The organism is Paenibacillus sp. TAF43_2 (assembly GCF_052113545.1).
In the GTDB taxonomy this organism is placed as follows: domain Bacteria; phylum Bacillota; class Bacilli; order Paenibacillales; family Paenibacillaceae; genus Pristimantibacillus.
Genome location: NZ_JBFRDK010000002.1, coordinates 104,617 through 131,233, shown reverse-complemented (window position 1 = coordinate 131,233; position 26,617 = coordinate 104,617). Strand labels below are relative to the sequence as shown.

Sequence of the window (26,617 nt, the reverse complement as noted above, 5' to 3'; positions counted from 1 at the left end):
ACCTGTCACAGCTCAGCAACCTATACATTGGATTAAAAAAAGAGCTCGATTCCGAAGTGGAATCGAGCTCTTTTTTTATTGAATTTTTAATCTACCCTGTTGAAAACAAAAAACAGATCATCCTCCTAAGAGGAATGATCTGTTTTCTTAAACTGTCTTATTTAATGCCTTGCTCCGTAACATACGCTTGCCATTGTTTCGTGTATTCCGCTTGAATTTTCTCAAGGCCTGCTTGTTTTGCTTTTTCCATGAACGTTTTCACGCCATCTTCTACGTTTTTCACGAGACCTGCATTCAGCGGGAACAAGTATTGTTTCTCTACCTGCTCAAGTGCTGCTCTCTCAGCTTGGTAAGGTGTGTAATCTTCTGCGAAACCTGTGAATTTATCAGGTACTTGAATTTTATCAAGCTCGTCGAAGATCGCTTTTACGCCATCATAGTTTTTGTCGAACAGCATGAACTCAGGGTTTCTCCATGCCCAGCCATTCATGCCCTCACGAGGGAAGCCGTTGGAATTGGAATCGCCGATCATCGAGTAATAGCCGTCTTTTACTTCATAGTTTTTGCCTTCTACACCGTATTGCGTAAGCATGTTGTAGCGTTTGTCCGTAACCAGCTTCTCGTAGAACGCAAGCGCGCGCTCAGCGTTTTTGCTGCTAGCTGGAATAGCGAATCCGTTGTGGATTGGGTGAACTGGCGTTGCAATTCCATTTGTTTTTGGGAATGGGTGGTAGCCCAGCTTCCAATCCGGGTGAGTTGCTTGAATTTTGATAACCATATCGTTATAGCGAGTCGGGTTGTCCCCAATAATTGCTGCAGCTTTGCCGCTTGTGATTTGATCCTGCAGCGTATCTTTAACAGCCAGCACGTTTTTCACCATGTAGCCGTTATCCTGCCAACGCTTCATTACCGTCAAATCTTGAACTTGCTCATCTGAACCCCAGTAGGAATGTACTTCATTAGGTGTTGCATAGTCGATGCCGATACCATATGGCAGCGCACCAACTGGAGAATGGGAAATACCTATGAAACGGTCCATTAGGTTTGTTTTCACATCCGAGTTCATCGAAAGCGGTGTAACCGTTGGTTCATTTTTCTTGATTCCATCTAGGTATTGCTCGAACGTTGCAATATCTACTGGTGTAGGCAGATTGTATTTCTCGCGAAGATCTTCGCGCCATACAAAACCATCCGTTACATACTCCTTGTACGTAGCTGGAACCGTGTAGATTTGACCATCGATTTTTACAGCTTCCCACATATCTGCTGGCACATAAGAGTTAAGCGTAGGCGCTGCCACGGGAAGAATCTTGTCTAGCGCTTGGAAAGCGCCTTTCTTCGCATACGATTGATATTGCGTCCAATCCGCTGTGAAGATCAAGTCAACCTGTTGGCCTGATCCAAGCAATAGCTTGTACTTTTGATCCCAATCTGTCCAAGATGTGTAGTTGAATTTAACAGTAGCATTCAAATCTTCCAATGCCATTTTGTTGACTTGCTCTTGAATAGAAGCGATATCTTTAGGAGCATCGCCCAACATATAAAATTGCAATTCCACTTTTTTCGACGTATCGATACCTGATTTTTCGCCGCCTTCGTTAGTTGTACCCTCTGTGTCTTTTGGAGCATCGGTGGCGCTACTGCCGCTGTTTCCATTGTTATTCGATCCGCAAGCTGCTAGTACTGTAATAAGCACGATGATGGATAGAAACATGGAGACCGCTTTTGCTGCTTTCTTAGTCATGTGAATCCTCCCTTTAATAAGTTCTTATCTATGTTAGCTAAACGCGGAATGATTGATCCCTTGTCTAGTTCTAACCTTTAACCGCACCAATCGTCAATCCTTTTACAAAATAACGCTGCACGAACGGATACAGGAACAGGATTGGTCCTGTAACGATAATGGACATCGCCATCTTAGTTGATTCTGTCGGCATGTCGGAGCCTAGCGAGACGCCAGTTCCCGAGCCCATTTGCGCAACGAAGCTCATCGCATTAATAACGTTGTACAAGTAATATTGCAGCTGGTACTTCGTCGTGTCGTTAATAAACAACGAGGAAGTGAACCAGTCATTCCAATAATGAAGCGCCAGGAACAAACCTACGGTTGCGATGCCGGGCATCGACAGCTGAAGCACAATCCGGCTATAAATGGTGAAGTCGTTTGCGCCGTCGATTTTAGCGGATTCAATAACCTCATCCGGTACAGCGGAGCGGATAAAGTTTTTCATCAGAATAATAAGGAAAGGCGTCATAAGACCCGGCAATATCAACACTTCAAGCTTGTCAGTCAGCTTCAAATACTTGGTCATTAGGATGTACCAAGGCACCAGTCCGCCGCCAAACAGCGTCGTGAAATAAATCATAAAAGCGAAGAAATTGCGATATTTGRAATCCTTGCGCTGCAGGACGTATCCAGCCATCGTCATCAGGAACAACCCAAGCGTCGTGCCGATAACCGTGGTTAGCGTGGTGACGCCATAGGCTTGCAATACCTGCTTCGGAAAACGGAACACCGTCGCATAACCCTCAAATGAAAACACGGTTGGAATGAGATGGTAGCCATCTCTTATAATCGCTTCATTTTGCGTAAAGGAAGCAGATATAATGAGCAGGAACGGAAACAAGCAGGCTACAGTTGAAATGAGGATGACTATAAAAGCGATGAGTCTAAACCATTTCATATAATTGTCGTCTTTGATTTTCATGGGTACCTCCTACAGTTAGCTGATAGCGATTGCTTCAAATCGTTTAAAACAATGCGTACTCGTCGTTGATTTTCTTGATGATATAGTTGACGGTCATGATAAGAACGAAGCCGAATAGCGATTGGTATAAACCAGCGGCTGTCGACATGCCGATATCGAATGTCACTTTCAGTGAACGGTACACATACGTATCGAGAATATCTGTCGTATTGTAAAGCACGCCGTTGTTGCCGATCAGCTGGTAGAACAAGTCGAACTGACCTTTCATGATACTTCCGAGTGCGAACAGCAGGAGCATAACGAATGTTGTCTTCAGCATCGGAACGGTAATGTACCAGATACGCTGGAAAATGTTCGCGCCGTCGATTTTGGCAGCCTCATAATACTCTTCGCTAATTCCAGTAATCGATGCCAGGTAGATAACCATGCTGTACCCTATATTTTTCCACAGGTAGAAGATGATTATAAGGAACACCCACACCCATGGCGTATTGTATACGTCCAATGATTCGTATCCGAATGACTTCAGCGTCGAATTCAGAAATCCGCTCTCATAGTTGAACACGTTGTAAACGATGACACTAAGAATAACGAAGGACACGAAGTACGGTAGAAACATGATCGATTGCGTCAGCTTCTTAAACCATTGCAAGCGCAGCTCGCTCAGTAGAATGGCAAGCGCGATRGCGAGCACGTTTCCAAGTAGAATAAATACGATGTTATAGCCGACCGTATTTAAGGTTAGTCTTGCGAGAACCCCCGATTTCCATAAAAACTTGAAGTTGTCGAGTCCAACGAACTGGCTATTGAACAAGCTTGTGTTGAAGTCGAACCTTGTGAAAGCGTAGTAGATACCCACCATTGGAACATACGAGTTAATTAGGAAGAAGATAAGCGCCGGCAATAACATAAGGAAGAGTATACGATTCGTTACAAGCTCCCTAAGCACTCCATTTTTTTTCAACATGCAGATGATGTCTCCTCTCAAAGCGTACTTTTCTATTTCGTGTTGTCTGCTGTTCTCACTGTACGCCGCCCCTGTTTTGGGAGAAAGAGTAAGATTGCAAAGTCAGTGAACGAATTAGCGAAATGAACAGTGAACGATTTAAACTTTTATGTATTAACAAGCCATTTCACACGGAATAGGCGTCAAAAAACCACAAGATCGTCTGCTCGAAGTGTCATTCGAGACGAACGAAATCGTGGTTTTTAAAATCATTGCTTATGCTTTTTGCAAAATCATAACGCCATGCGGCTCTATCTCTTCCGTTCCACTCACCTGACGATTAGTTAGTAGGTCGAAATAGCTCGCATTTTCGAGAGAAATCGTCGATTGATGGCTGTTATGGTTCAAAACAAACGTATATACTTGATCCCCTTTGACTCTCTGCGCGAGTTCTACACCTGCTGCCGCTGTGAACGGAGCTACAATTTGATGTTTTGCACACAACGTTTGGATCAGATCCGCTAACAGCTTTTGTTCAGGCGCTGTAGCTACGTAGTAGGCTTCACCTGAACCAAATGCGTTTACCGTCAGCGCTGGCATGCCCGCGTAAAAATCTTTGCCATAAGTCCCGATTGCTCTCGCTCCCTCAAGATGAAGAAGATCACATAGCAAACCACACTCATAGGTTCCTGCTACATGGCCAAATGCCTCGCCAATTTCAACACTATTGCGCATCTCAGGCAGCAGGCTGTCAATCTCCTCCACCCATAGTCCCAGCAAATTGCGGAGCTTGCCCGGGTATCCGCCAAGTGTAACCAAGTCGTTCTCGTTCACGATGCCGCTAAAGAAGGTGGTGATGAAGGTGCCTCCATTTTGTACAAACGCTTCAATGCGCTCAGCAACACCTGGCTTTAACATATATAGCACGGGAGCTACAAGTATTTTGTATTTGGAGAAATCGCTCAGCGGACTGAGCACATCGATCGCCACATTCTGATCGTAAAATGCTTTGTAATACTTTTGCGCTTGATCCAAATAATTCAGATCAACACTCGGTCCGCTCGTAATTTCTACCGCGTTCCAAGTATCAATATCGAACAATAACGCGACCTCGGCATGAACCTCCGAATCAAGCAAACGATCGCCAAGCTCATCAAGCTCACGACCGAGCGCAGCGCACTCACGAAATACTCGCGTATCCTCGTGACCGACATGCTCGATAACTGCACCATGATATTTCTCGCATGCCCCGAATGAGCGGCGAAGCTGGAAGAACATAACCGTGTCAGCGCCATGCGCAACGGCTTGATAGCTCCAAAGCCGCATCACGCCGGGACGCTTCAAGCTATTATATGGCTGCCAGTTTTGCTGGCTCGGCGTTTGCTCCATCAGCATAAAGGGCTTGCCGTCCTTTAAGCCGCGCATATAGTCATGGCGCATTGCCACATTGCCCATAGGCTCATTCATTTGCGGATAGCTGTCCCAAGAGACAACATCCATCGCTTCGCCCCATTTTTTCAGATCAAGACCGTTAAATAAGCCCCAAATATTCGTCGTAATCGGAATATCCGGCGTAACCGCCTTCAGCTCTGCATATTCAACTTGGTAGCAGCCGAGAATAGAATCGGACATAAATCGCTTGTAATCAATCGCCATGGGCTGGAAATTACGGTTATCTCCGTTTAAATTGGATGGCGGTACGATTTCCTCCCATTCGTAGACGGTGTGTCCCCAAAAGCTCATATTCCACTCAGCGTTCAGCCGCTCAATCGTCTCGTATTTCACCTTCAACCATTCACGGAATTCCACCGCGCAGCTGCTGCAATAACAATGCGTGCCGTATTCGTTGTTAATATGCCAAATGAGCAGTGCCGGATGATCCTTGTAACGCTCGGCTAGTTTACGCGCCAGCTGACCCGATAATCTGCGATAGGTCCTGCTGTTTGGACAAAAGTTCGTACGTGCGCCATGCGTGCGCTTCCTTCCATCCACATCAACAGGCAGCACATCCTCATATTTGCGCGACATCCATGCCGGCTGTGCAGCGGTTGATGTGGCGAGACAGGCATAAATCCCATTTTCCGCGATGAGGTTCAGCAGCTTGTCCAGCCATCCAAAATCATACGTATCCTCCGATGGCTGCAGCTTTGCCCAGCTGAATACAGGAAGCGTCACTACATTAATTCCCGCTTCCTTAAACAGACGCATATCCTCATGCCATATCTCCTCCGGCCACTGATCCGGATTATAATCTCCTCCATACCAAATCTGCTTCAGCTTCGTATTAATCATATCTTCACGGTCCCTTCTGCCATCAGCGCCATATTCCGTGACATTCTAACGGATAAAGCACCCCGTTGTCATCCAACTTTCAGCGTTTCGCCGATAAGTTCACTGTGGTTTATATTGTTCACACCATAAAATCAAGTTCATTCACCTTCATTTATTTGGTTCATTGCACCAAGCTGCAAGTGAAGATTATAATGTTCCTTGTATCAGCGAGCTGACTAGTGAAATATTTAAACTAATTCCTAAAAGGCACACGAGCAACGTTTGACTAAATAGGGAAGCGCTTACGCTAATACAGTTAACCCTGTTAATTCCAAAATGTTCTACATATATAAAGGGGGAGCCAACATGCCAGCTGTTCAATTGAAAAACAACGGAAAACTATACAGTAAGCTGCTGTTCACGATCACTTTGTGCATCGTGCTTACTCTAATGGTATCCTCCTTGTTTAATTTCTTCACTTACATGCAGATCGATTTGAAGAAAGCCTACCAGTCAGACGTCAGCAATCTAACCCAAACAAGTAAAGAAGTTATCAGCATGACCGAGAGCGCACAATCCCTCTCCTTCCAAATCTATCGAACCTTCAGTGTCTCTAAGCTAATGTTCTACAATGACCCTAACATCTATGATGTCACGGCAGCGATGAACGAATTGAACAACTATTTGAACTCTATGCCGTTCATTGAATCCATTTATGTGTACAATTCGGCCAATGGCTTGTTCTACACTGCCAGCCGTCAAGCCGAAGGGGGCACGTTCAATAAAGAGGAGCTTGCGGATAAAGGGATACTGGATATTCTCGATAACTACCAGGAGTATCGTCCATTCACGCCTATTCCAAGAACGTATAAAACGGTTAATCTCACCGGTGAGCAGTTAACGAAGGCTTATACCTATTTAGGTTATGATGCTATCGGTCGAACGCAGACGATTAATTCTGCTGTTATTATTAATATTTCTTCCGCTTGGATCAACAAAGACATTGGCGTGAATAAGAGCGACAGCGAGGGCAAGTCCTATATTCTCGACAATCAGAACCTTCTGTTATCCGGCGATACCCTTTTGCCTAAAAAACTAAGCAACGAGGATAGCCGCATCATTCACGAAAAAATTAAAAACAAGGAATCTGGTTACGTTGTTGCCGACTTTGACGGAAAGAAGTCTCTTATCTCGTATACTTCTCCCGATTCCTTGGACTGGCAGTACGTGCGTGTGACACCATACAAGCATGTAACTAAAGCTATTTATTCCATCCGAAATACAACGATTATGATTGCTGTCATTATTTTGGTCATCGGCTTGCTTATCTCGTGGCTGCTCTCTCTTATGCTATATCGCCCTATTCATCAAATTATGAATAAGATGAACATTCTTGAAACAGAAAAACGCAATAGTTCCTATACCATTAGGCAAAATATGCTGCGCAGCCTTATCCAAGGCTCGCAATCGCTGCAAACGAACGCACAGCTGCAGAAGCTGATGGTCAGCGGAATTACTTTCGACTTTCACGCGCGTTACCGCGTCGTCCTCTTAAAAATTGACGAGCTTGCTGCTCTGAAGCAAAATCGCGGCGACGATCTGCATGTTTATAAGTTTGCTATTATGAATATCGCTTCCGAGATTGCTCATAACGATTATCGCGTAGAAACTGTCGACATGGATGCCGATTATGTCATCATGCTTCTAGGCCGGCCCGACGAATCCGATGAGCTTGATGACGAGATGCTTCGAAACACGCTTGCCAAAATTCAGCGTTCCTCGTTGGACTTTTTGAAGATTGGTCTCTCGATTACGTATAGCCCTGAGGCCTTTCAGGCAGAGCAGCTCTCTACCCATTACAAGCTGGTGAAGGAAGCATCGCAGCATCGCTTGTTCTATGGTCTTGGCTCTTTAATTAACGGACAGGATATCATAGCTCTGAAATCGAAGGAATATATCTTCCCTGCTGACAAAGAGCGGAAATTGACCGATGCCTTAATGACCTCAAAGACCGAGGAAGCCAAAAAACTGTTTGCAGAAATCGTACAGGAAACGGCGCAATATCCGATCCATGTCGTTCAGCTCGCCATCTCGCATCTAACGATGACCGTCAACAATATCTTGTTTACGATTCAGAAAAACAACAGTCTGGACGTAGAAGCGAGCTTGAGCATCCATATTCCAACGCCGGATCATTTTGAAACGATTAATGAGCTTAATGAAGTTTTCTTCTCCTTGTTCGATGACATTCAAATGAAGCTTTCCATGAAGCGCTCCACCAAACAAGGTGATTTAATTCGCAAGATTAATGATCTTATCCAAAAGGAATACGCAAATCCGAATTTGAGTCTGAACTGGATTGCTGATGAATTAGACATGTCATCCATCTATTTGAGCCGGGTATATAAACAGCAGACGCTGGCTACTATTGTTGATGTCATTAATAATGTACGTATGGAACGTGCGAAGGAGCATTTGGAGAATACCGATTTGTCGATCGTGGATATCGCGGTAAAGAGCGGCTATACGAGCAGCTCCTACTTCCACAGAATGTTTAAGAAAAGCTTTGGCGTAACGCCTTCCGATTATCGTAAAACGAAGCTTGGCTAACACTTTCTGCTATCTGCGAATAATCGCAGCTCAATTAGATTCTTTATAATTTACCCCTTTCCTTTGCTTTATATAGAGCAGAAAGGGGTATTTTATTATATTAGGCTAGTAATGCGTGATCTCAACAAAGAGCAGTAGTATAAAGCCAGGTTTATTGATAAATGAGTAAAGTTCAGTTAGCATGTTGGTGAAGGCTATTTTAGTATATGGGGGTACAATGGAATGAAACAAAATAAATATGATGATTCAACTTTTTTCTCACAATATAAGGAAATGGCTCGTTCCACCCATGGACTTGAAGCTGCGGGAGAGTGGCATGTATTCAAATCCTTACTGCCAGACTTAAATGGTAAAAGCGTACTTGATTTAGGCTGCGGCTTCGGCTGGCATTGCCTCTATGCTCGTGAACAGCAAGCAGGCTCAGTCGTAGGTGTTGATATATCCGAGAACATGCTGCAAAAAGCTCGGGAACAAACGAATGACGCCGCCATTACCTACATACAAATGCCGATTGAAGATATCGCATTCTCAGATTCTCAATTTGATATCGTTATCAGCTCATTAGCTTTTCACTATATCGAATCTTTTGATACCCTGTGCAAGAAGATACATGCTTGTCTAAAGCCGGGAGGCTCCTTCATTTTTTCAGTGGAGCATCCTATATTCACTTCCCGCGATGAACAAGATTGGCATTATGATGACCATGGAAACCGTCTGCACTGGCCAGTTGATCAATATCAGACAGAGGGCTTACGCAAAACCTCCTTTCTAACCGATAATGTGATTAAATATCATCGCACCGTTTCAACATATATGAACGACGTGATTAGCTCTGGCTTTGAGTTAAAAGCTATTAAGGAACCAATGCCTTCAGAGGAAATGATGAATAACCCGCTGATGTTTGATGAGAATCGCAGACCGATGTTCCTGATTATCTCAGCACAAAAAGCTTCCAACTAGCATAGAAACATCGCACTTATGATGCGACTCAATCGCCGATTGTTTCCATTCTTAGGTGTAATGGGCGCTTGAGTCGCGTTGGCTTCACCCTAACCAGCCCAGATGGCGTTGAATACACAAAATAGCATTCAAACGTGTGGAAAATCACAAAATAAGCGGCGCTGAGTTCGTTAGATTGGAAAACAGGCCGATTTATCGCAAATAAGGTGTCTGGTGTTCGTTACGCGATTGTAGAATTCAGAATTCATCTTTGAATGACGATGGTTGGGTCTGAAGCATTCGTTTTGCAGATTGCGTCGTGTGGTTTGCGGTTTGCGGTTTGTGGTTTGTGGAGGCAAATGTTCCATCGGCAACAAACCAATTAAAAGTAAAATGGCTGCCTTACGGCAGCCATTCGTATGATTAGGTCAATTAAAACCTTATGGTTGGCCTTTTTAATATAACCAAAGTGTAATAGCACACTTAGGAATTATTCGTTTATTTTTCTATGCTAACCAGTGTGCTGGACGAGTAAGGGTCGGAGGAATTTTGGTATCTGCATTCCCTTTGGCTGCGTTAAGCTGAAACTGCGTGAGAAAGAGACTTTTTGAGAGGTTTGCGCCACTGAGGTCAGCGTCTCGAAAATCAGCTCCGATAAGGTCAGCCGCTCTAAGATCAGCATCTCTGAGGTCCGCAGCAATCAGATAAGATCCCCTTAAGTTTGCTCCGATAAGATCAGCACCTCTAAGCTTAGCTCCAATGAGATCGGCGCCTCTTTCGTAGGTCTTCTTACGGCCTCGAGTGTTACTCTGCTTATTCGCACGAATGGCTTCCTCGCGTACAAGCTCACTTGCTTTAAGAAGCAGCTTGTTGATTTCCATGCGATGTGCTGACACATTCAATTCCAACAGTGAATCTGGGTTCAGACGAGTGAACCGTTCTGTCTCTTCGAGCATAAATCTAAGCTCATCGTAAATCGATTGTGTCGTTTCCCGTGCAAGCGCCTCGTTTAAATACCAAAGCAGCTCATAGAGTTGCCGCATGACTCGGAATGCCTCGAACATTTGCTCCGCGGTATTTGGCATCTGCCGCCAATCTTGTCCGCCATAGGTCACCTGAGAAACCTGTTGTCCAGCTCCAAAACAATCGTAAACTGTACAACCTTTAAATCCCCGCTCCCTAAGACTATGATGAATACCGCAGCGAAAGTTCGATTGCAAATTGCTGCAGGGCTGACCCGCATCTTTATCGACTGCAAAGTATATAGAAGCTGTGAACGGCAATGAAACACAGCATAAACCAAAACAATTCTCACAGTCAGCATGCAGGCCGCCTCTATTCCATTCAGGAATGGATTGTGAAAATTCGTGTATCACAGTCAATGTGAGACCTCCTAACCAATACTTGGTGCAGTTAAATGAACTTTCATCTATATAAACAGATTGTTTTTATCCTAGTTCTTATATCCTATTACTGTAAATTCCTTCCGTCAATACCGACAGCAGCGTATGTGCAGGGAAAAAATTATTTAAAATAAACTTTACCAAAATAGCAGAAGTTTCGTATCGAAAAGATATATTCTCACATGAAAAAAGGATACAGATCACGGCAACGTGTCTGCATCCCTTTTTATAAATTTATCCACTTATCATTTACCAGGCAAAAACTCTGTCGTAAATATCTCCTTGGCGTCGAACTTATTTTTGAGCAGCCCTAGATCAGCAAGCTGATTGATCAGCGTCGACCAACGCTCCTCTGTCATATAGCCAAATCCATGCTCGGCAGCATCCCCGCCATAAACAAATTCCTTCTGAGCTTGATCCTCAAAATCGATCGCATCAAGGTCAATATTCGGATTAGCTTCATGAATAGCGGCATTCACTTCCTTGGAAGTATCCTTATAAGACATCCAGCCCTCGGAGAAGGCAGCGACAAAATTTCCAACGGTCTCTTTATTTTTCTCCAAATACTCTTTTGTGACGAACAATACGACATTGTATGGATTATAACCTGATTCTGATATTAGCAATGTTTTTGTTTTTACGCCTTCCTTCTCCATGAAGAATGGCTCTGAAGTTAGGAATGCTTGAGTGACCGATTCTGGATCAGCAAGAAAATTGACATGCTGGCCAGTGTAGGTCATTTCTTTTGCTCCGCTCAAATCATATTTGCTCTTTAAAAAGTCCCAATACGTAATGCCCGGCTGAATAAATACGGTTCTGCCATTGAGGTCCTCGAAGCTATTTACCTCTGCACTTTCTTGAAACATGAATGCTTGCGGACTGCCTTGAAGCGCCGCTGCTACGACAACCAAATCAATCCCCTGATTTTTAGCGATAACGATTTGGTCCGCATGAGCAAGACCGAATTCCGCTTTTCCAGAAGCGACGATTTGTACAGCTGAAACCTGCGGGCCTCCCGGCTCAAGCGTAACATCAAAACCATGCTTCTCAAAAATCCCCTGCTCCTTGGCCGCATATACCCCGCCATGCTGTGCCTTCGGGAACCAGTTCAGAACAAGCTTTGCTTTCTTCGTTTCTACAGGAGCTTTGGGCTCTTCTGTAGCAGCCGTTTCTGCTGTTGGTGAATTCTCTGTTGTACTTGCCGGTGTGTTATTTCCAGACTTCCCTCCACATGCTGCGAACAAGACCATCATTAGCGTTAGCGATAAAGCAACTCCCCCGAATTTCATCCATTTCTTCATTTTGTCTCTCCTCCACTTTTTCTATTTATTTTCTTGTCTTCATCGCGGACTCATGCCATGAGCCCAGTACTCGCTTAGAGATCATGCTGACGATGAGATAGAAGCTGATGCCTAAAATAGCTGAAGCAATACCGCAAGCAAATAAAAAAGGTGTTTTCATCTGTACAGCAGCTATCGTAATGGCGTATCCGAGCCCGCCTTTGCCGCCCCCGATTCCTGCCACATACTCCCCTACAATGACTCCGACAATCGATAGGGTACACGATATTTTCAAACCAGCCATGATGTAAGGCATTGCTGCAGGAAGGCGAAGCTTCCACATTTTTTGCCACTTTGATGAATTGTAAAGCGTGAACAACTCATCCATATTGGAATCCACTGAATTTAATCCCATTAATGTATTGGAGACTACAGGGAAAAATCCGATTAAAAAGGAGATAACGACAATAGAATTGTAGCCGGCGCCAAACCAGATCACGACAAGCGGCGCTACAGCAACAACGGGAATGGTCTGAAGAATAATGGCGTATGGATAGATGCTTCGCTCCATAATGAGTGAACTGGCAAGTAAAATGGAGATAAAGATACCGATCACCGCGCTAAGCAAAAAGCCTACTACCGACTCCAAAACAGTAATGCGCACGGCTTCCCACAAAATAGACCAGTCCTCGATTGCTGCTTTCAACACATCCGTCGGTTTAGGGAAAATAAAAGGCTTCATGCCAAGCCAAGCAGGAATGAGCTGCCAGAGCGCCATGACAAGAACAAAGGCCACAATCGGTCCTAGATAATAATGTTTGAATGTATATCCGAAATTTCGGCTTGTTTTCTTCACAACAACAGGCGTCTCAAGCTTAGGCTGCAAGGTTTCGAATGATGAGATCGACATTAACCCAGCTCCTTCCGATGAGTGCCATGCTCCAAATAAGTTGAGGCAAGCTCAACATATTTACCGAAATCCCGCTCGGTTCGCATGCCAAGCGTCCTTGGATAAGGCAGCCGCACATTAATTAAAGCAGATAATTTTCCTGGACGTGCCGACATGACGGCAATCTTGGAGGATAGCAGAACCGCTTCAAACACATTGTGCGTCACGAACAAAACGGTCATTTTCTCACGTTCCCATATGTCAAACAGCTCCATTTGGAGGGTTTGCCTTGTAATTTCATCAAGCGCTGCAAAGGGCTCATCCATGAGCAGAAGCTTTGGCTTCGCTGCTAAAGCGCGGGCAATGGAAACTCGCATTCTCATGCCCCCAGAAAGCTGCCTTGGATATGCTTTAAAATGGTCCTTTAAACCAACCATCTCCAGCACTTGTTTAGCCGCTTCTTTATTTTCTTTCATATTTCCTCCTCTGAGCTCCAGAGGTAAAATGACATTGTCCAGCACAGTACGCCACGGCAATAAATTAGCTTCTTGGAATACATAGGCAATATCGTTCGACTCACGGATCAGCTGCTTCGGCTCCTTGCCATTAACCAGTACACCACCAGAGGTTGCCTCCTCCAGCCCTGCTACCATTCGAAGCGCAGTAGACTTTCCACAACCAGACGGTCCTAGAAAGCTGATAAACTCTCCCTCTTTTATGGAGAAATGAACCTCACTTAACGCGATGGTCCCAGTATTATATATTTTACTTACATGGTTAAAGGCTACGATTTCTTTCCCTGCCGCATCATTCACATCGTCTCCCCCTTTTCCGCTTAACAATCGTCAGATCATATTGGTTTTTATGTTAATTTATATKACATATCATCATTCGAAATACCTATGAACAATAGCTAAGTTAGCTAAAATTAGGCGTTCTTCATTGTGCATTTCAAATAAAAGTAACTTGAATGCGTTATATTCATGGTGTTCATGGCGAAAATAAAGTCATTTATGTTATAAAACCTAACTTAACTGACTATTTTTATAAAATGCAAACAAAAAAAGTGATCATCCAAAAAAAATCAGATGATCACTTCTAAATAATTAGCAGCATTAACATGTCCACTATGTGCGTTGATTGTGGAGATGGACAAGCTTTCTTTTCCACTCCTCTTCCCGCTCGCGTTCCACAGATTAGAACTCTTAATCCATGACTGCATTGGGCATTATCATTGAATGCAAGTGGCGAACATTCAGCCAACACACGTAAATAGGCAAACTAAAAAAGCCGAGCAGCAGTTATATCCTGCACAGGCTCGACTTTTGATTATGGTTAGTTAAGATTAATATCATTATTCCCAGCGGGTCAACACGATTGGACCTTCCTTCGTAATCGCCACGGTATGCTCAAATTGCGCCGCCCATGCCCCATCTCTAGTCCGAGCCGTCCACCCATCCTGTGCTATATATACGTCGGCTCTTCCTGCTGTAAGGATCGGCTCTATCGTTATCACCATGCCTTCTTCAAGCAAGATCCCCTGACCAGGCAAGCCATGATGCATCACCTGAGGAAATTCATGCATGCTTCTGCCGATGCCATGGCCAACAAAAGCTGTTACTACCTCAAAACCAGCTCTTTCCGCTCTTCTTTGAATCGCGTATCCGATATCTCCCAATCGATTGCCTAGCACAGCTTGCTTTATTCCATCTTTTAACGATTGCTCTGCTGCAAGGAGCAGCTTTTCTGTGGCCATATTCGTCTTGCCAATCGCATAGGTCCATGCTGAATCAGCCTTCCATCCGTCCAAATCAGCCACCATATCAATCGTAACAATATCACCAGCTTCCAGCGGCTCAGAGTCTGGAAAGCCATGGCAAACAACCTCGTTAACGGAGGCACACGTAGCAAATGGATATCCTTTATAGCCTTTCTGCGCCGGAGTCGCCCCTCGATCCAGCATGAACCGCTCAACAAACCGGTCAATCTCCTGCGTGGTGACACCCGGCGCTATCCGTTTCGAGAGCGCTTTGTGACAGGCAGCGACAATACGGCCAGCTTTGCGAATGCCCCGAATATGTTCCTTCGTCTTCAAATCCACTGCCATGTGTGTACGTACCTCCTTAAGGTTTTACGTAAGTAAAATCCACCTCGAAAGCATAAGCCCAGGTTTTACGATAGTAAAATCCACTTCGAAAGCATAAGCCTAGGTTTTACGATAGTAAAATCCACTTGCAAGCGTATCCCGCCTATAACAACGAGTAGATTTGTCTATGTATAACTTATTCGAGAAAAGGGAGACACATGCCCATCAGATATGACGAAATTATGATCATAATTCAAATAAAACCTATATTCTCATCAATAATCGAGACGGTAGTCAATGATCTTGTTATTCACAAGCAGCTTCGTCCCTTCAATACTCCTGATACCATCAGAAGAAACAATAACAACGAGCACAGCAGAGTCAGCAGGTATTGCGATCATCGTTTCACCATTGCTATTTTCGCAGAAATAAGAATGAGTTATTGCATCATAGACATCACATGCTTCCGCGCCAAGCTCCAAGCTCACATGTTTCTCTTCTTCATAAGGGTTATAGTACAGGTACGTTGGATAGGCATCATCTCCGAAATAATCCGTTCGCAAACAGTCCAAACGCAAGATAGCAGGAATATTCGTATAAGATATAATTCCTCCGAATATACCGACATGAGAGGAACCATAGAGACCGAGGTCGATGGATCCCCAGCTGTAACGAATTGCATCACCTGTCGCATAGGGACTTTGATGATCCCATTTTTTCCGCAATCCTTCATAGGCAATAACGTGTTTCGGATCACTTCGGAAGAAATGGCAGGATTGTTGAATGGCCGGCAAGGCGTCTGGATAAAACAACCTGGCATTATTGGCAGCATTCAGCATCCACTTCCCAATATCACGGGCAAACCTTGCATCATATCTCACAAGCGGAATCAAGGATGCCGCAAGAGAAAATGTATTCGCTGCAAATGCGTAACCGCTTGAATCCTCATGATATTCATTAGATGCATTATCCTGCATCTGATCCCAGCGCTGACCGAAGTCCGTCAAGCTTCCGCAAAGACCGTGAGCATCGTACTCTCCCCAGCGTTCGGAAATAACCCCCCAGCCAGAACGGCATGCGCTATCGCCGTCAAAGCACCAGTTCAGCATTTTTGCAACGTCGTATTCATAACCTAGCTCTGCATTCATCCGAGCTGCGGTGTAAGCTCCATAAGGCAATAAAATCTCATAAAAAGGATTATCGGTTGACCGCTGTAAAAAATCCATGCACCATTCTGCTGCTTGCAGATGACGAGGGTCTCCCCATTTGGCATAAGCTGTATACTGTATCCATGCAATGCCTGCCGCCGCTTCCGGCTCCTTCCACTTGCCATTATCGACTGGCTGCTGAAGCTTGAAATCATAAGATAAATGATTAAAATCAGCCGCTCCATCTTTACCGCCTAATATATAGCAAGCTTCATACCATTTATCTGCTGTTTGCTGCATTATGGACTCTAGCCTGCCAACACTGGGGTAAAAATGTGCGAGCGAGTAAATAAGAATATGAGGATAAACCTCATACCAGAAGCTGCTTCCCGAATTCGCATCGGTACGATTTAAGACTAAATTCTCACCGTTATCTGTATTGTAATAGCTTTCACACATTTCCACCCAATTTTGTCCGTTTTGGTCACTTTTATCAATCCCAGCTATCGTTGCACCCAGCACAGCAGTCACGCAATTGATCGCCTCATGATTGGAAGCCTCCCTTGAAGCTCCAATATAGGACGGGAGTGCAAAAGTTGCCCTTCCCGTGTTTTTACCTGTCTGATCCCACCAAATGAGTGGAAGAAAATCACCAGCGGCTTCAAAATTAAAGATTAGCTCGTCATAGTCAACTGCGACCTGTTTCCAGTCTCTCATATGGAAGGGGGTAGGCATGCTCGGCATATGTTCCACTTTTCGAATCATAGTGTTGACACCTTTCTAGGTAAAATTAATCAAGATAGCGGTTTTATCGTCTGATTTTTTAACACGCGGAAAACGAAGGCACTGTGGATCACCTTCTTCAAGCCCAATAAGATGCTGAATGTAGCCTTCAAGTCCCATAGCCGATACAAGACGTGCGGTTTCCTCCGCATTTGCCGGCTCGTGGCCGCTTGGCTTCGCCTCATATAAACCGTCTGACATAAGCAGCAGCGTTTTTAATTTAATATAATTTATTTTCCCACTCTCCAAAAATCGAGACAAAGCAGGATCACCATTAAGTACAGCATAACCTTCCTCCGTGTTAGCGGTATGACGACCGCTAACGATTTGAGGTTTTACGTAAGCCCATAAGTCTTCGCTAGATCGTAGACCACCTTCAATTCCTTCCGCCCAAAGCGCTCTTGTCTTATTGTCCACATGTGCGAGTTGATCATGCGTGACGGTTCGAACTGAGCCATCCTCATACTCCGCTATCAGCATACAATCGCCTGCTTGCGCGTATTCTATGAAGTGATCGTCCAAACGAATCAGAATGGCGCATGCTCCCCACAATTCTTCCTTGCAATCCGCGTCAATGCCTTGCCTCGTCATCTCTTCGCGCAACTTACGATTTGCTTGCAGCAACGCTTCCTCCGGACTCCATTCTTTGTTCGGGAGGTTTTGCATGCCTTGTAAATAATCAGATATGATTTGGGCAGAATAATAACCGCCAGTCTCGCCGTTCTCACCCTTAAAGGGCACAAGCGAGGTTGCACCGTCAATGACTCCATACATATTTAGAGAAGGATTTATAACGAGCGCATCCTCGTTCCAAGGGCTGCTGCCTTTTACAGATATCTTAGTTAGCTTCACGACTTTTTTTCCTCCTCATCATAAATCCGAGTACAAGACCCCCTGTTACCACAATAGCTAGGATTGCATACAGCCACATAGACAGACTGTCGTCCTCCTCATAAGAAAGCTCGAATGAACGAACGCCCATATTCGCCTTCTCAGCTCCTTCCGCAAGAAACCACAATTGCATCTCCACCGTTTCATCTTGCTTAAGATCAGGATAAGCAGCCAGTATCTCATCTTTTAATTGGTAGGAAACCGTGCCCGTTTCTTTTGATGGAGCTTGGATACTCACCCCTTCGGGTTTTCCGCGTAAATAAARCATAAGTGACCATTGATCCGTAACGTTCGCTATGTCAACCGTTAAGATTGGATTCTTGGAAACATCGACTGTCATGAACGGTGAACTGATACCTCCTCGATTAAGGATACTGTCCTCCTGAATAATCGCCGTTTCTTGATCAATAACAACGCTGCCTTGAAGAGAAGGCGCCGCTTGCCAGTCTATCATTGAAGCTGCGTCTTTCTGACCCGCCCATTGCTCCTCATGAAGAGGTGCATCGTCTTGATAAAACATATCTACACGTTGGAATTCAGCTTTTGCGCCTTCCTCGCCCGCAACAATTAACCACATTTCTACATCCTGGATCCCCAAATATGCAAGATCCGGATGCATCCGGCGCATTTCCTTCATGACATCCAATATAAAATGACCGGTTTCCGTTCCGTCCGGCTTCACATAAAAACCCCACGGCTCATCTTTCACATGAATTTGCAGTGCCCATTTTGAACTGACATTTTCAACATCCACAATCGCAAAAGGTTTTCTGCTAAAATCCAACTGGAATGTCGGACTAGTTACTCCCCCGTACCCTCCAGCTTCATTATTCTCAGTTACCATAACCTTGCCTTGCTCAGCAAACGCAATTCCGGGCATGGCTTCAATAGGCTTCCATTCCGCCAAGCTCTCTGGTCCAGCCGTCAAAATGGATTCGCCGCCTTCGTTGCGAACAAACAACTCAACCTCCGCTTTGTCGCTCTTGTTAGCAGAACTCTCAACCACTGCTTCAAGTCTGTGGAAGCCGTTCGCAAAAGCGGCAGTATCCAGCTCAAAAGGGACTGGCAGCGCAGCTCCGCTGAAGATCTCCTTGCCTGCGAATGTGAGCGTCAGTTTTTTTTGAGTTTGCTCCATTGGCACGGCGGTTTCCACATCAAGCTTTAGCTTGCCGCTGACAAGCTGCTGCTTTTGCAACGTAAGAATATTAACCGCTGGTTTGGCTGCAGGCGCTACGAAAACGTCATTAATGCGTGTCTGCTGCTCCTTCGATGAAATTACTCCACCTGCTGGAACGATAACGATGACTGCTGCCGAGTCGCCGCTCATGCTAAGCGTCGTCTTCTCCTTCACATCACTCGCCACAATACTTCCTGTAACCGAGTCATATAGATCAACAGGCTTGCTGCCCAAGCCGGCGATTTCGACCTTCTGTTCCGTCTCATAAGGATTATAATACAGAAAAGTCGGGTATGCCTCTTGATGGAAATAATCTGTTTTCAATACATCGATTTTCAAAATGCCTTCCACATTCGTTGTCTCGATTAAGCCTCCTAGATATCCGGCAAATGATCCGCTATAGAGTGAGAAATCGGTATTCCCCCATGCATAAACCGTCGGGTCGCCGCTTGCGTAGGGTGATTTTCCTTTAAGCTCTTTTCGCAATCCCTCATAAGGAATGACATGCTGCGGATCTCCCTTCCAATCTGATCCGGATTGAAGCTCTAATGGAAGCTCATCTGCATAAAACAATCTCGATTGATTAGCTGCATTAAGCATCCACTTTCCTATATCGCGAGCATAACGCGGATCATATCGAACAACCGGAGCAAGTGCCCCGAACGCTGCAAATGTGTTCATAGCAAAGGCATAACCGCCATTATCGTTAAGACTGCCTAACAAGCCATGGGCGTCATAATCTCCCCATTTCTCTGTAACTGTCCCCCAGCCATTCCTCGCCTTGCTGCCGCCGTCGAATACCCAGTTAATCATTTTGCTGACATCATATTGTTTGCCTTGCTCCGCATTCATCTTTGCGGCTATGTATGGAGCTGAATAAAGCAAAACCTCATAAAGCGGATTCTCCTGCTGCCGCTCCAAAAAATCCATACTTAGCTCTGCCGCCTTCAAATAACGAGAATCGCCGAATTTCGAATAAGCCATATACATCAGTAAGGCTGCTCCTGCAGCAGCATCCGGCTCCGTCCATTTCTCATTTCGGAATGGCTCCATTTTGTGAAAATCAAAGGCCGTGTAATTAAAATCCGCTCTTCCGTACTTTCCGCCCAGCTCTTGAATGGCCGCCTCCCACTTATCCGCAGTGTCGCGCATGATTTCCTCTGCATTCTCGACTTCAGGATAATAAGAGGTCAAAGCATAAAATAATACATGAGGCAGCAATTCATACCAAAACGTCTGACCGCTTACTGTTTTCGGATTGTTCAAAATAACGTTTTCGCCATTGTCCTTATTATAAAAGGTTTGCAGCATTTTAACGTAATCATGTCCGTTTTGGTCACTCTTGTCGATGCCGACCAGCGTTGCGCTCAGCACCGCAGCCATCATGTTTATCGCTTCCTGTGAACCGTCCGCTCCCTGCGAGAATTTGCCTACATACGACATAAGTCCAAACGTATTTCCATCCAAATTATGATGTGTTCGATCCCACCAGCCTACCGGCAAATACGGCCCTTTTTTCGTAAAATCAAATACGAACTCATCATATGCGAGTGCTGTCTTCCTCCAATCCTTCATTAAGTAAGGCTCTGGAATATTAGGCATTTGATCAATCTTATTTATCCGCTTTTCTACCATGCGAGGAGACTTCTGCTCCTGCTTCTGCTCCTGCTTTTGCTCACCTGCTGCGCGTGCGCTCTCCCCCCCTATTTCTCCCAAACCTATGCTTCCTATCAGTATGGCTAATGCCACAACTAAGCCTTTTCTCAACATGAACAACTCTCTCCCTTCACCCTTCTTATAAAAAACACCCGCCGTTACAGGAGTGTTTCCACTCCATTGGCGGCAGGTGTTTCTTCAAGTTAATCCTATAATTGAATAAAATTATTTTACAATCGTGTTAATTTTATCGATAGTACTCTTCACGGCTGTATTCACGTCTTCACCTTTTTCGATCGCTTGGGTCAACTTCTCCCAAATCGCCCCATCAATTTCACCCTGCTTCGGTTGATTGTTGAAGCCCCGAGCTACTTCAGATGCTTGTCGAATAGTTTCAACTGCATATTCTTTTTCTGGGCGGCTTGTTTTAATAAGATCAAAACCGCTTTTTGTAGGCGCTACTACTTTCCATTGATGAATGGCATTTGTCATATCTACTAATGCTTTTGTCGCAATCTCCGGGTTTTTCGTGGAGCTTGCCATTGCCGTAACTCCGATCCAGCTGAAGGTTACTCTCTCTGTTCCTTGCGGAGGGACAACCATACCGACTTTGAAGGTTGACGTTTTTTCGAAATCATCGCCTGCACCTCCTACAAACATAGCTACTTTTCCTGTTTTGAACATATCGCCGTTACCCATAGAATCAGCTTGGGCACGCGCTGGAGCTATACCTGATTTGATAATGGATTGATACATTTCCAAACCTTTAATCGATTCTGGAGAATCCAAAGTGATCTTCCCTGTTTTATCAAAGACATCGCCGCCATAAGACCACGTGTACATCGCAGTTGGGATATTGTTCAGCAAAGCGCCCCATTCACCGTCTTTTGTCAATTGTTTGCCGGCTGCAATAAAGTCATCCCACGTCCAGTCATTTGTCGGAAGCGCAACGCCTGCTTTTTCAAACATATCTTGATTGTAATAAAGCATATACGGTTGAGAAATCCACGGCAGTGCATACAATTGATCTTTGTATTGGCCTACATCAATTGTACCTTGGAAATAATCGTCAGCTTTATAATTGCTTAATCCAGACAAATGCTCATCCAGCGGAGCGATAGCGCCTAAGCTCGCATATTGAGCAATATATTCTTGGGACAACCACATGAAATCAGGAGCCTGTTTACCTGCAATCATCGTTTGCAGCTTCTGATAGTAGTCTGCCGGAATGCTTTGTACTACGATTTCATAATCTGTCGCGCTTGTATTCACCTTCGCTACCAAGTCTTCAAATTCTCTGAGCTCTTCCGCTCCTGCCCAAGTCGCTACTTTCAGCTTTACTTTTCCAGCAGGCTGATCGGTGCTTGCTGGTTCTTTGTCAGGAGCGTTGCTGTTATTTGAACCGCCGCATGCAGCCAATACAACCGATAATGCCAGCACCATCGCGAGAAGAAGTCCAAACCTTGCAGTTACATTCTTTTTCATGTGTAAGTTCCCCTTAATTTATATTTGAAATTGATTCCGACAGCTTCGTCTAGAACCAAGCTTCATTCTAATCACCAATGTTTACCCCTTAATGCCGCTTAATTTCACGCCTTCTACAAAATGCTTTTGAGCGAGGAAGAAGACGATAAGCACCGGAAGAAGAGCCAGTATCGATCCTGCCATAAGCGGCCCCCATTCAACCTTCATAACCCCTTTGAACATAGATAGACCAAGTGTCAAAGTGAATTTATCTACATCGTTCAAATAAATCAACGGACCAAGCAAATCGTTCCAACTTCCTTGGAAAGAGAAAATACCGATCGTAACTAATGCTGGAATAGATAAGGGAAGGAAAATTTTCAGAAAAATTGTAAAGCTGCTTGCCCCATCGATAACAGCTGATTCCTCCAGGTCCTTCGGAACCGATAGGAAGAACTGACGGAGCAGAAAGATAAATACCGGTGCCCCGCCAAAAAAACCAGGCACAACAAGCGGCAGAATTGAATTGCTCCAACCGATTTCGCTAAAACCGATAAACACCGGAATCATCGTTACTTCGCCTGGAAGCATGATTGTGGAGAGCACGAGCATAAACCATATGTTCTTACCTGGAAAGTTGAACCTTGCAAACCCATAAGCTACGAAGGCAGAAACAAATACATTAGACAGCAGTTGGAAAATTGTGATGACGAGCGTGTTCTTAAAAAGAACAAAAAAGTTGATTTCTGTTATTGCCCTCGAATAGTTTTCCCAGTGAAGCCCATTCGGTAAAAACTGAGGGGGGATTTGAAAAATGACATCTCCTGATTTTAATGATGTAGAAATCATCCAAATGAGCGGAAACAAGGTGCTAATGGCGAAGAGCCCGAGCAAGAGGTATAACACCACACTTCGCAAAATCCTCTTCTTCTTTCTTCCTATCCCGTAAGAGACCATTCATTTCACCTTCCTTTCCGCTTTTTTGTTTTGGCTTCACTCTCATAGTAAACCCAAGCTGAGGATGACTTAAATGCGATCAGCGTAAGAATCATGATAATGACGAACAATATCCATGCCATTGCCGTTGCATAACCCATTTTGAAAAACTTGAACGCATTCTCATAAAGGTAGATCATATAAAAACGTCCCTCATTGTCTGCCCCGCCGATAATATAAGCATCACCGAACTTACGCATCGCACCAACTATACCCATAATGAGGTTGTAGAAAATGACCGGGGTCAGCATCGTTAACGTAATATGCTTGAATTTCTGGAAGGCATTAGCCCCATCAATATCAGCAGCCTCATACAAATGTCCGGGGATATCTTGCAGACCGGCTAAATATGTAAGCATGCCGCCTCCCGCGCCCCATACCACCATCATTAAATAAGATGGCATAACGAGCGATCCTTCTGTTAACCAGCCAAGCGGAGCTATACCGACCTTGGAGAGCAGGAGATTAATAAGCCCAAAGTCCGTATCCAGTATCCATTTCCACAGCAAGGAGATAGATACCCCAGAAACGATAGCCGGCAAATAGAGTGCCGTTCGAAAGAAATAAACCCCTTTCACTTTTGTATTGACCAAAATTGCGATAAGCATTGAAGTCGCAATGCCTAATGGGACGGAAATGATAGCAAATCTTATCGTCACCCACAAAGCTTTGCGGAAATCTTCATCCTTGAACAAATCTACGTAGTTTCCAAAACCGATGTATTTTGGTTTATTGAACGTATCCCACTCGGTTAAGCCAACATAAAAAGCAAAGATGAGCGGTGCGACTGTAAATATAAGAAATCCAATGATCCACGGAGATATATAGATATAACCCGTAAATTTTTTTGACCGCACATTCTCTCCCCCTATAAATCATTTATTCGGGTCAGCATGACAGCTAACCAAACAAGATGAATTGTAATGTGAAATGTAAACGTTTTATATCTATATTTTAGATTACTTTCTCGTTTTGTCAACATTATTTTATTGAAAATAATTACTCAATACAAGCATTTGTAATGTATTTTTGTAATGTTTAGTCATGTACATATGACTTTATTAAGTAGCTTTATCTTATTCTGAGTAAAATACAAAGAGAAAATAATAAAGAAAACAGTCTGTTCGACTGTCCTCTTCCTTCATTCTTCATTTACTCATATACGAGGCTGTCCAATATTTCCTGTAGACTGAGCTCAGCGCAAGCCATTGAAGTATCAGCTACGCCATAATACATTCTCACGATATCCCCGTCCACAACAACCCCGCAGGAAAAAACGACATCTCCAAAAAAGCCTTTCTTTTCATAATCAGCCTCTGGCTCCAGAACAGGCGCTGCCGAACGCGCGATCACCTTCTCTGGATGCTCCAAATCAAGCAGCACAGCTCCCATGCAATAACGATGTTCCATCGTCGCTCCATGATATAATTCTAGCCAGCCTTTATCTGTTTTTATCGGTACCGCCCCTCCGCCGATCCGGCCGCTATCCCACATGCCTTGCCTCAAGCCAAGCAAATGCTTGTGATTTCCCCAATAAAGCAAGTTGTCCGACTCTGCAATCCAGATTTCCGGCGTGCCGATGCTCTTCATCGTTGGACGATGAAGAGCGTAATATTTGCCGCCAATTTTTTCGGGAAAAATAAGCACATCCTTGTTGTCTGGACTAAAGATCATCCCGTGATGAGTAACGTTACTAAAATCTCTGGTTGAAACCATCGATTCACCAATCCCTTTTGGCGAAACGACTGAGAAATAAATATAATAATCTTCTCCCATTTGCGTTACGCGAGGATCTTCCACTCCAAAAATTTCTTGGGCATTGGATGGGTAGATAAATGGCTCATTGTCTATCGTAAATCGGTGTCCGTCCTTGCTTCGTGCAATGCGCACATATGATATAGAAGTTAAATAAGCAAATGTAGCATTTTGTGTAACGTCTCTAACGACACGAGGATCTGAAAAGTCGTATCGCTCATCTTTCCGATCCAGCTCGACAAGATCAATTTTCCCAGTGCCCGTATTATAAACGGGTGCCAATACTTTATTCGGATCATCGCTTATTGGTTGTTCAGCAACTCTCAGAAGCAGCAATGTTTCGCCGTTATATTCAGCAACACCCGCATTAAAGGCTCCAATGACTTGAAAGCCCTTATGATATGGCTGTATATCGGCTGGCGTTATAATCGGATTTTCTTCATAGCGGTAAATATTCATCCCTCGTCCACCTCAAGCTCTTCAAATTTTAGAAAAGGATCTGGAATTGTAATTCTATGAGCCTCTGCATCGCTGATTCCGGCATATAAGTCAGCCATTCCATCGTTCCGTCTTACAAGGCCCCCACTGAAAACGACGTCAATCAAATCCGTTCTTTTGGCATCGCCTGGTAAAAAATTATCGCGAATCGCAATTAGTTCAATATCAGACAATTCACCCGTCATTGGATTTATAGCAAATACCATGGGGTAATAATGACGATCCTCTGCTTCATCAAAGCTAGCGATATGACCCAAAATTCCGATTAGTCCATTTGAAAGTACATGGATTTCATTTGCGCCTCCCCACTCTGTTTCGGTAAATTGCCCTTGCAGAAGCGGGGCTTCTTCCACTCGCTTAATAGTTAGCTCCTCTAAAGAAGCAGCCCGAACGAATCCAATTTTGCCGCGTCCACCCTTTTCACCCTGAGGTCTTGTAAATATGGCGACGCTTCCATCTGACAGCTGTGCTATGCGAAGATCCTTCATTCCATTAGGACCAGTAAAAAACAAAGCTAAATTTTGAAGATCATTGCCTTTGTACATTACCGTTCTCCATGCAAGCGCGCCCACATTGACAGGATGAGGATACACCTGTACACCGCCTAGAACAATTTCACCATCGATTCTCGTATAGAAGGGGTCTTGAAGCGTCAGCTTCGGCATTCCTTCTTTAGGCACCCATGCCCCATCCTGCTCTATGAAAAACATAACCTGAGAATGCTCACTGTCTCTGGACTCTACACGTCCAGCAATCACCAGCTCCCCTTGGTTTTCAAAAGGAGCTGTAATGTTATAAACATCACGTTCTCCAACGCCCGAAAAACGAAGCTTTACCGCGTCCTTAACCTGCTCATTTTTGTTTAAATATTCATTTAAGAGCGTTGCACAGACTTTAACACCATTTTTAATCAGCTTGGTCACACTATTTTCCCCTTTGCATGAATTTAATTTTTCCCTGCCCTAAAAATACAATTAACATTACTTATTTGTTTTGTAACGTTATAAATACAATTACTTAACATCGTTTAATTAATTTACACCCATTATTAACGACAAGAAATAAAAAGTCAATTAAAACTGAAAAAGTGAGAGATCCTTATAAAAACAGTTCCTTT

General features: G+C 44.3%; 19 protein-coding genes. 2 read left to right on the top strand and 17 right to left on the bottom strand.

The window, feature by feature from the left end; genetic code table 11:
- Nucleotides 1-157: 157 nt before the first annotated feature.
- The 4 genes from AB4Z17_RS01245 to AB4Z17_RS01230 form a co-directional block, all read right to left on the bottom strand.
- Nucleotides 158-1,750, bottom strand: a complete 1,593-nt coding sequence (locus AB4Z17_RS01245) for an extracellular solute-binding protein (RefSeq protein ID WP_441957639.1) — start codon at nucleotides 1,748-1,750, stop codon at nucleotides 158-160.
- Between the two features lie 64 nt (nucleotides 1,751-1,814).
- Nucleotides 1,815-2,708: a carbohydrate ABC transporter permease gene (locus AB4Z17_RS01240; RefSeq protein ID WP_441957629.1), complete on the bottom strand. Its 894-nt coding sequence runs from the start codon at nucleotides 2,706-2,708 to the stop codon at nucleotides 1,815-1,817.
- A 43-nt stretch (nucleotides 2,709-2,751) separates the two neighbouring features.
- The gene (locus AB4Z17_RS01235) at nucleotides 2,752-3,675 is read right to left on the bottom strand and encodes an ABC transporter permease (protein ID WP_083682713.1); all 924 of its coding nucleotides are present in this window, start codon (nucleotides 3,673-3,675) and stop codon (nucleotides 2,752-2,754) included.
- Between the two features lie 255 nt (nucleotides 3,676-3,930).
- The gene (locus AB4Z17_RS01230) at nucleotides 3,931-5,946 is read right to left on the bottom strand and encodes a beta-galactosidase (RefSeq protein WP_441957627.1); all 2,016 of its coding nucleotides are present in this window, start codon (nucleotides 5,944-5,946) and stop codon (nucleotides 3,931-3,933) included.
- 345 nt (nucleotides 5,947-6,291) lie between these two features.
- Between AB4Z17_RS01230 and AB4Z17_RS01225 the strand changes: the two genes are divergently transcribed.
- Both AB4Z17_RS01225 and AB4Z17_RS01220 read left to right on the top strand, forming a co-directional pair.
- The gene (locus AB4Z17_RS01225) at nucleotides 6,292-8,535 is read left to right on the top strand and encodes an AraC family transcriptional regulator (RefSeq protein ID WP_441957625.1); all 2,244 of its coding nucleotides are present in this window, start codon (nucleotides 6,292-6,294) and stop codon (nucleotides 8,533-8,535) included.
- 222 nt (nucleotides 8,536-8,757) lie between these two features.
- Complete coding sequence (locus AB4Z17_RS01220) at nucleotides 8,758-9,495, top strand: class I SAM-dependent methyltransferase (RefSeq protein WP_441957623.1); 738 nt, start codon at nucleotides 8,758-8,760, stop codon at nucleotides 9,493-9,495.
- A gap of 485 nt (nucleotides 9,496-9,980) precedes the next feature.
- Here the strand turns inward: AB4Z17_RS01220 and AB4Z17_RS01215 are convergent, their stop codons facing one another.
- The 13 genes from AB4Z17_RS01215 to AB4Z17_RS01155 all read right to left on the bottom strand — a co-directional run bounded on the left by AB4Z17_RS01215 (nucleotide 9,981) and on the right by AB4Z17_RS01155 (nucleotide 26,423).
- Nucleotides 9,981-10,856: a pentapeptide repeat-containing protein gene (locus AB4Z17_RS01215; protein ID WP_441957621.1), complete on the bottom strand. Its 876-nt coding sequence runs from the start codon at nucleotides 10,854-10,856 to the stop codon at nucleotides 9,981-9,983.
- Between the two features lie 266 nt (nucleotides 10,857-11,122).
- A complete protein-coding gene (locus tag AB4Z17_RS01210; protein WP_441957619.1) occupies nucleotides 11,123-12,178 on the bottom strand; it encodes an ABC transporter substrate-binding protein in 1,056 nt (351 codons plus the stop codon).
- A gap of 25 nt (nucleotides 12,179-12,203) precedes the next feature.
- A complete protein-coding gene (locus AB4Z17_RS01205) occupies nucleotides 12,204-13,067 on the bottom strand; it encodes an ABC transporter permease (protein WP_441957617.1) in 864 nt (287 codons plus the stop codon).
- The gene (locus AB4Z17_RS01200) at nucleotides 13,067-13,861 is read right to left on the bottom strand and encodes an ABC transporter ATP-binding protein (RefSeq protein ID WP_441957615.1); all 795 of its coding nucleotides are present in this window, start codon (nucleotides 13,859-13,861) and stop codon (nucleotides 13,067-13,069) included. Before AB4Z17_RS01200 ends, AB4Z17_RS01205 begins: the two co-directional genes overlap by 1 nt.
- A 539-nt stretch (nucleotides 13,862-14,400) precedes the next feature.
- Nucleotides 14,401-15,153, bottom strand: a complete 753-nt coding sequence (gene map, locus AB4Z17_RS01195; protein WP_441957614.1) for a type I methionyl aminopeptidase — start codon at nucleotides 15,151-15,153, stop codon at nucleotides 14,401-14,403.
- A 254-nt stretch (nucleotides 15,154-15,407) separates the two neighbouring features.
- Complete coding sequence (locus AB4Z17_RS01190; RefSeq protein WP_441957612.1) at nucleotides 15,408-17,045, bottom strand: hypothetical protein; 1,638 nt, start codon at nucleotides 17,043-17,045, stop codon at nucleotides 15,408-15,410.
- Nucleotides 17,046-17,060: 15 nt separating this feature from the next.
- Complete coding sequence (locus tag AB4Z17_RS01185; protein WP_441957610.1) at nucleotides 17,061-17,915, bottom strand: PP2C family serine/threonine-protein phosphatase; 855 nt, start codon at nucleotides 17,913-17,915, stop codon at nucleotides 17,061-17,063.
- Nucleotides 17,902-20,901: a hypothetical protein gene (locus AB4Z17_RS01180; protein ID WP_441957608.1), complete on the bottom strand. Its 3,000-nt coding sequence runs from the start codon at nucleotides 20,899-20,901 to the stop codon at nucleotides 17,902-17,904. The genes AB4Z17_RS01185 and AB4Z17_RS01180 overlap by 14 nt, the downstream gene beginning before the upstream one ends.
- A gap of 111 nt (nucleotides 20,902-21,012) precedes the next feature.
- Nucleotides 21,013-22,272, bottom strand: coding sequence for an ABC transporter substrate-binding protein (locus AB4Z17_RS01175; protein ID WP_441908205.1), 1,260 nt, complete (start codon nucleotides 22,270-22,272; stop codon nucleotides 21,013-21,015).
- A gap of 81 nt (nucleotides 22,273-22,353) precedes the next feature.
- On the bottom strand, nucleotides 22,354-23,145 hold the full coding sequence (locus tag AB4Z17_RS01170; RefSeq protein WP_441957606.1) for a carbohydrate ABC transporter permease: 792 nt from the start codon (nucleotides 23,143-23,145) through the stop codon (nucleotides 22,354-22,356).
- A gap of 68 nt (nucleotides 23,146-23,213) precedes the next feature.
- Nucleotides 23,214-24,104, bottom strand: coding sequence for a carbohydrate ABC transporter permease (locus tag AB4Z17_RS01165; protein ID WP_441908207.1), 891 nt, complete (start codon nucleotides 24,102-24,104; stop codon nucleotides 23,214-23,216).
- A gap of 295 nt (nucleotides 24,105-24,399) precedes the next feature.
- Nucleotides 24,400-25,461, bottom strand: coding sequence for a BtaManbiosPhlase (locus AB4Z17_RS01160; RefSeq protein ID WP_441957604.1), 1,062 nt, complete (start codon nucleotides 25,459-25,461; stop codon nucleotides 24,400-24,402).
- Entirely contained in the window at nucleotides 25,458-26,423 is a 966-nt protein-coding gene (locus AB4Z17_RS01155) for an MTP-1 family protein (protein WP_441957602.1), read from the bottom strand. Before AB4Z17_RS01155 ends, AB4Z17_RS01160 begins: the two co-directional genes overlap by 4 nt.
- Nucleotides 26,424-26,617: the final 194 nt, after the last annotated feature.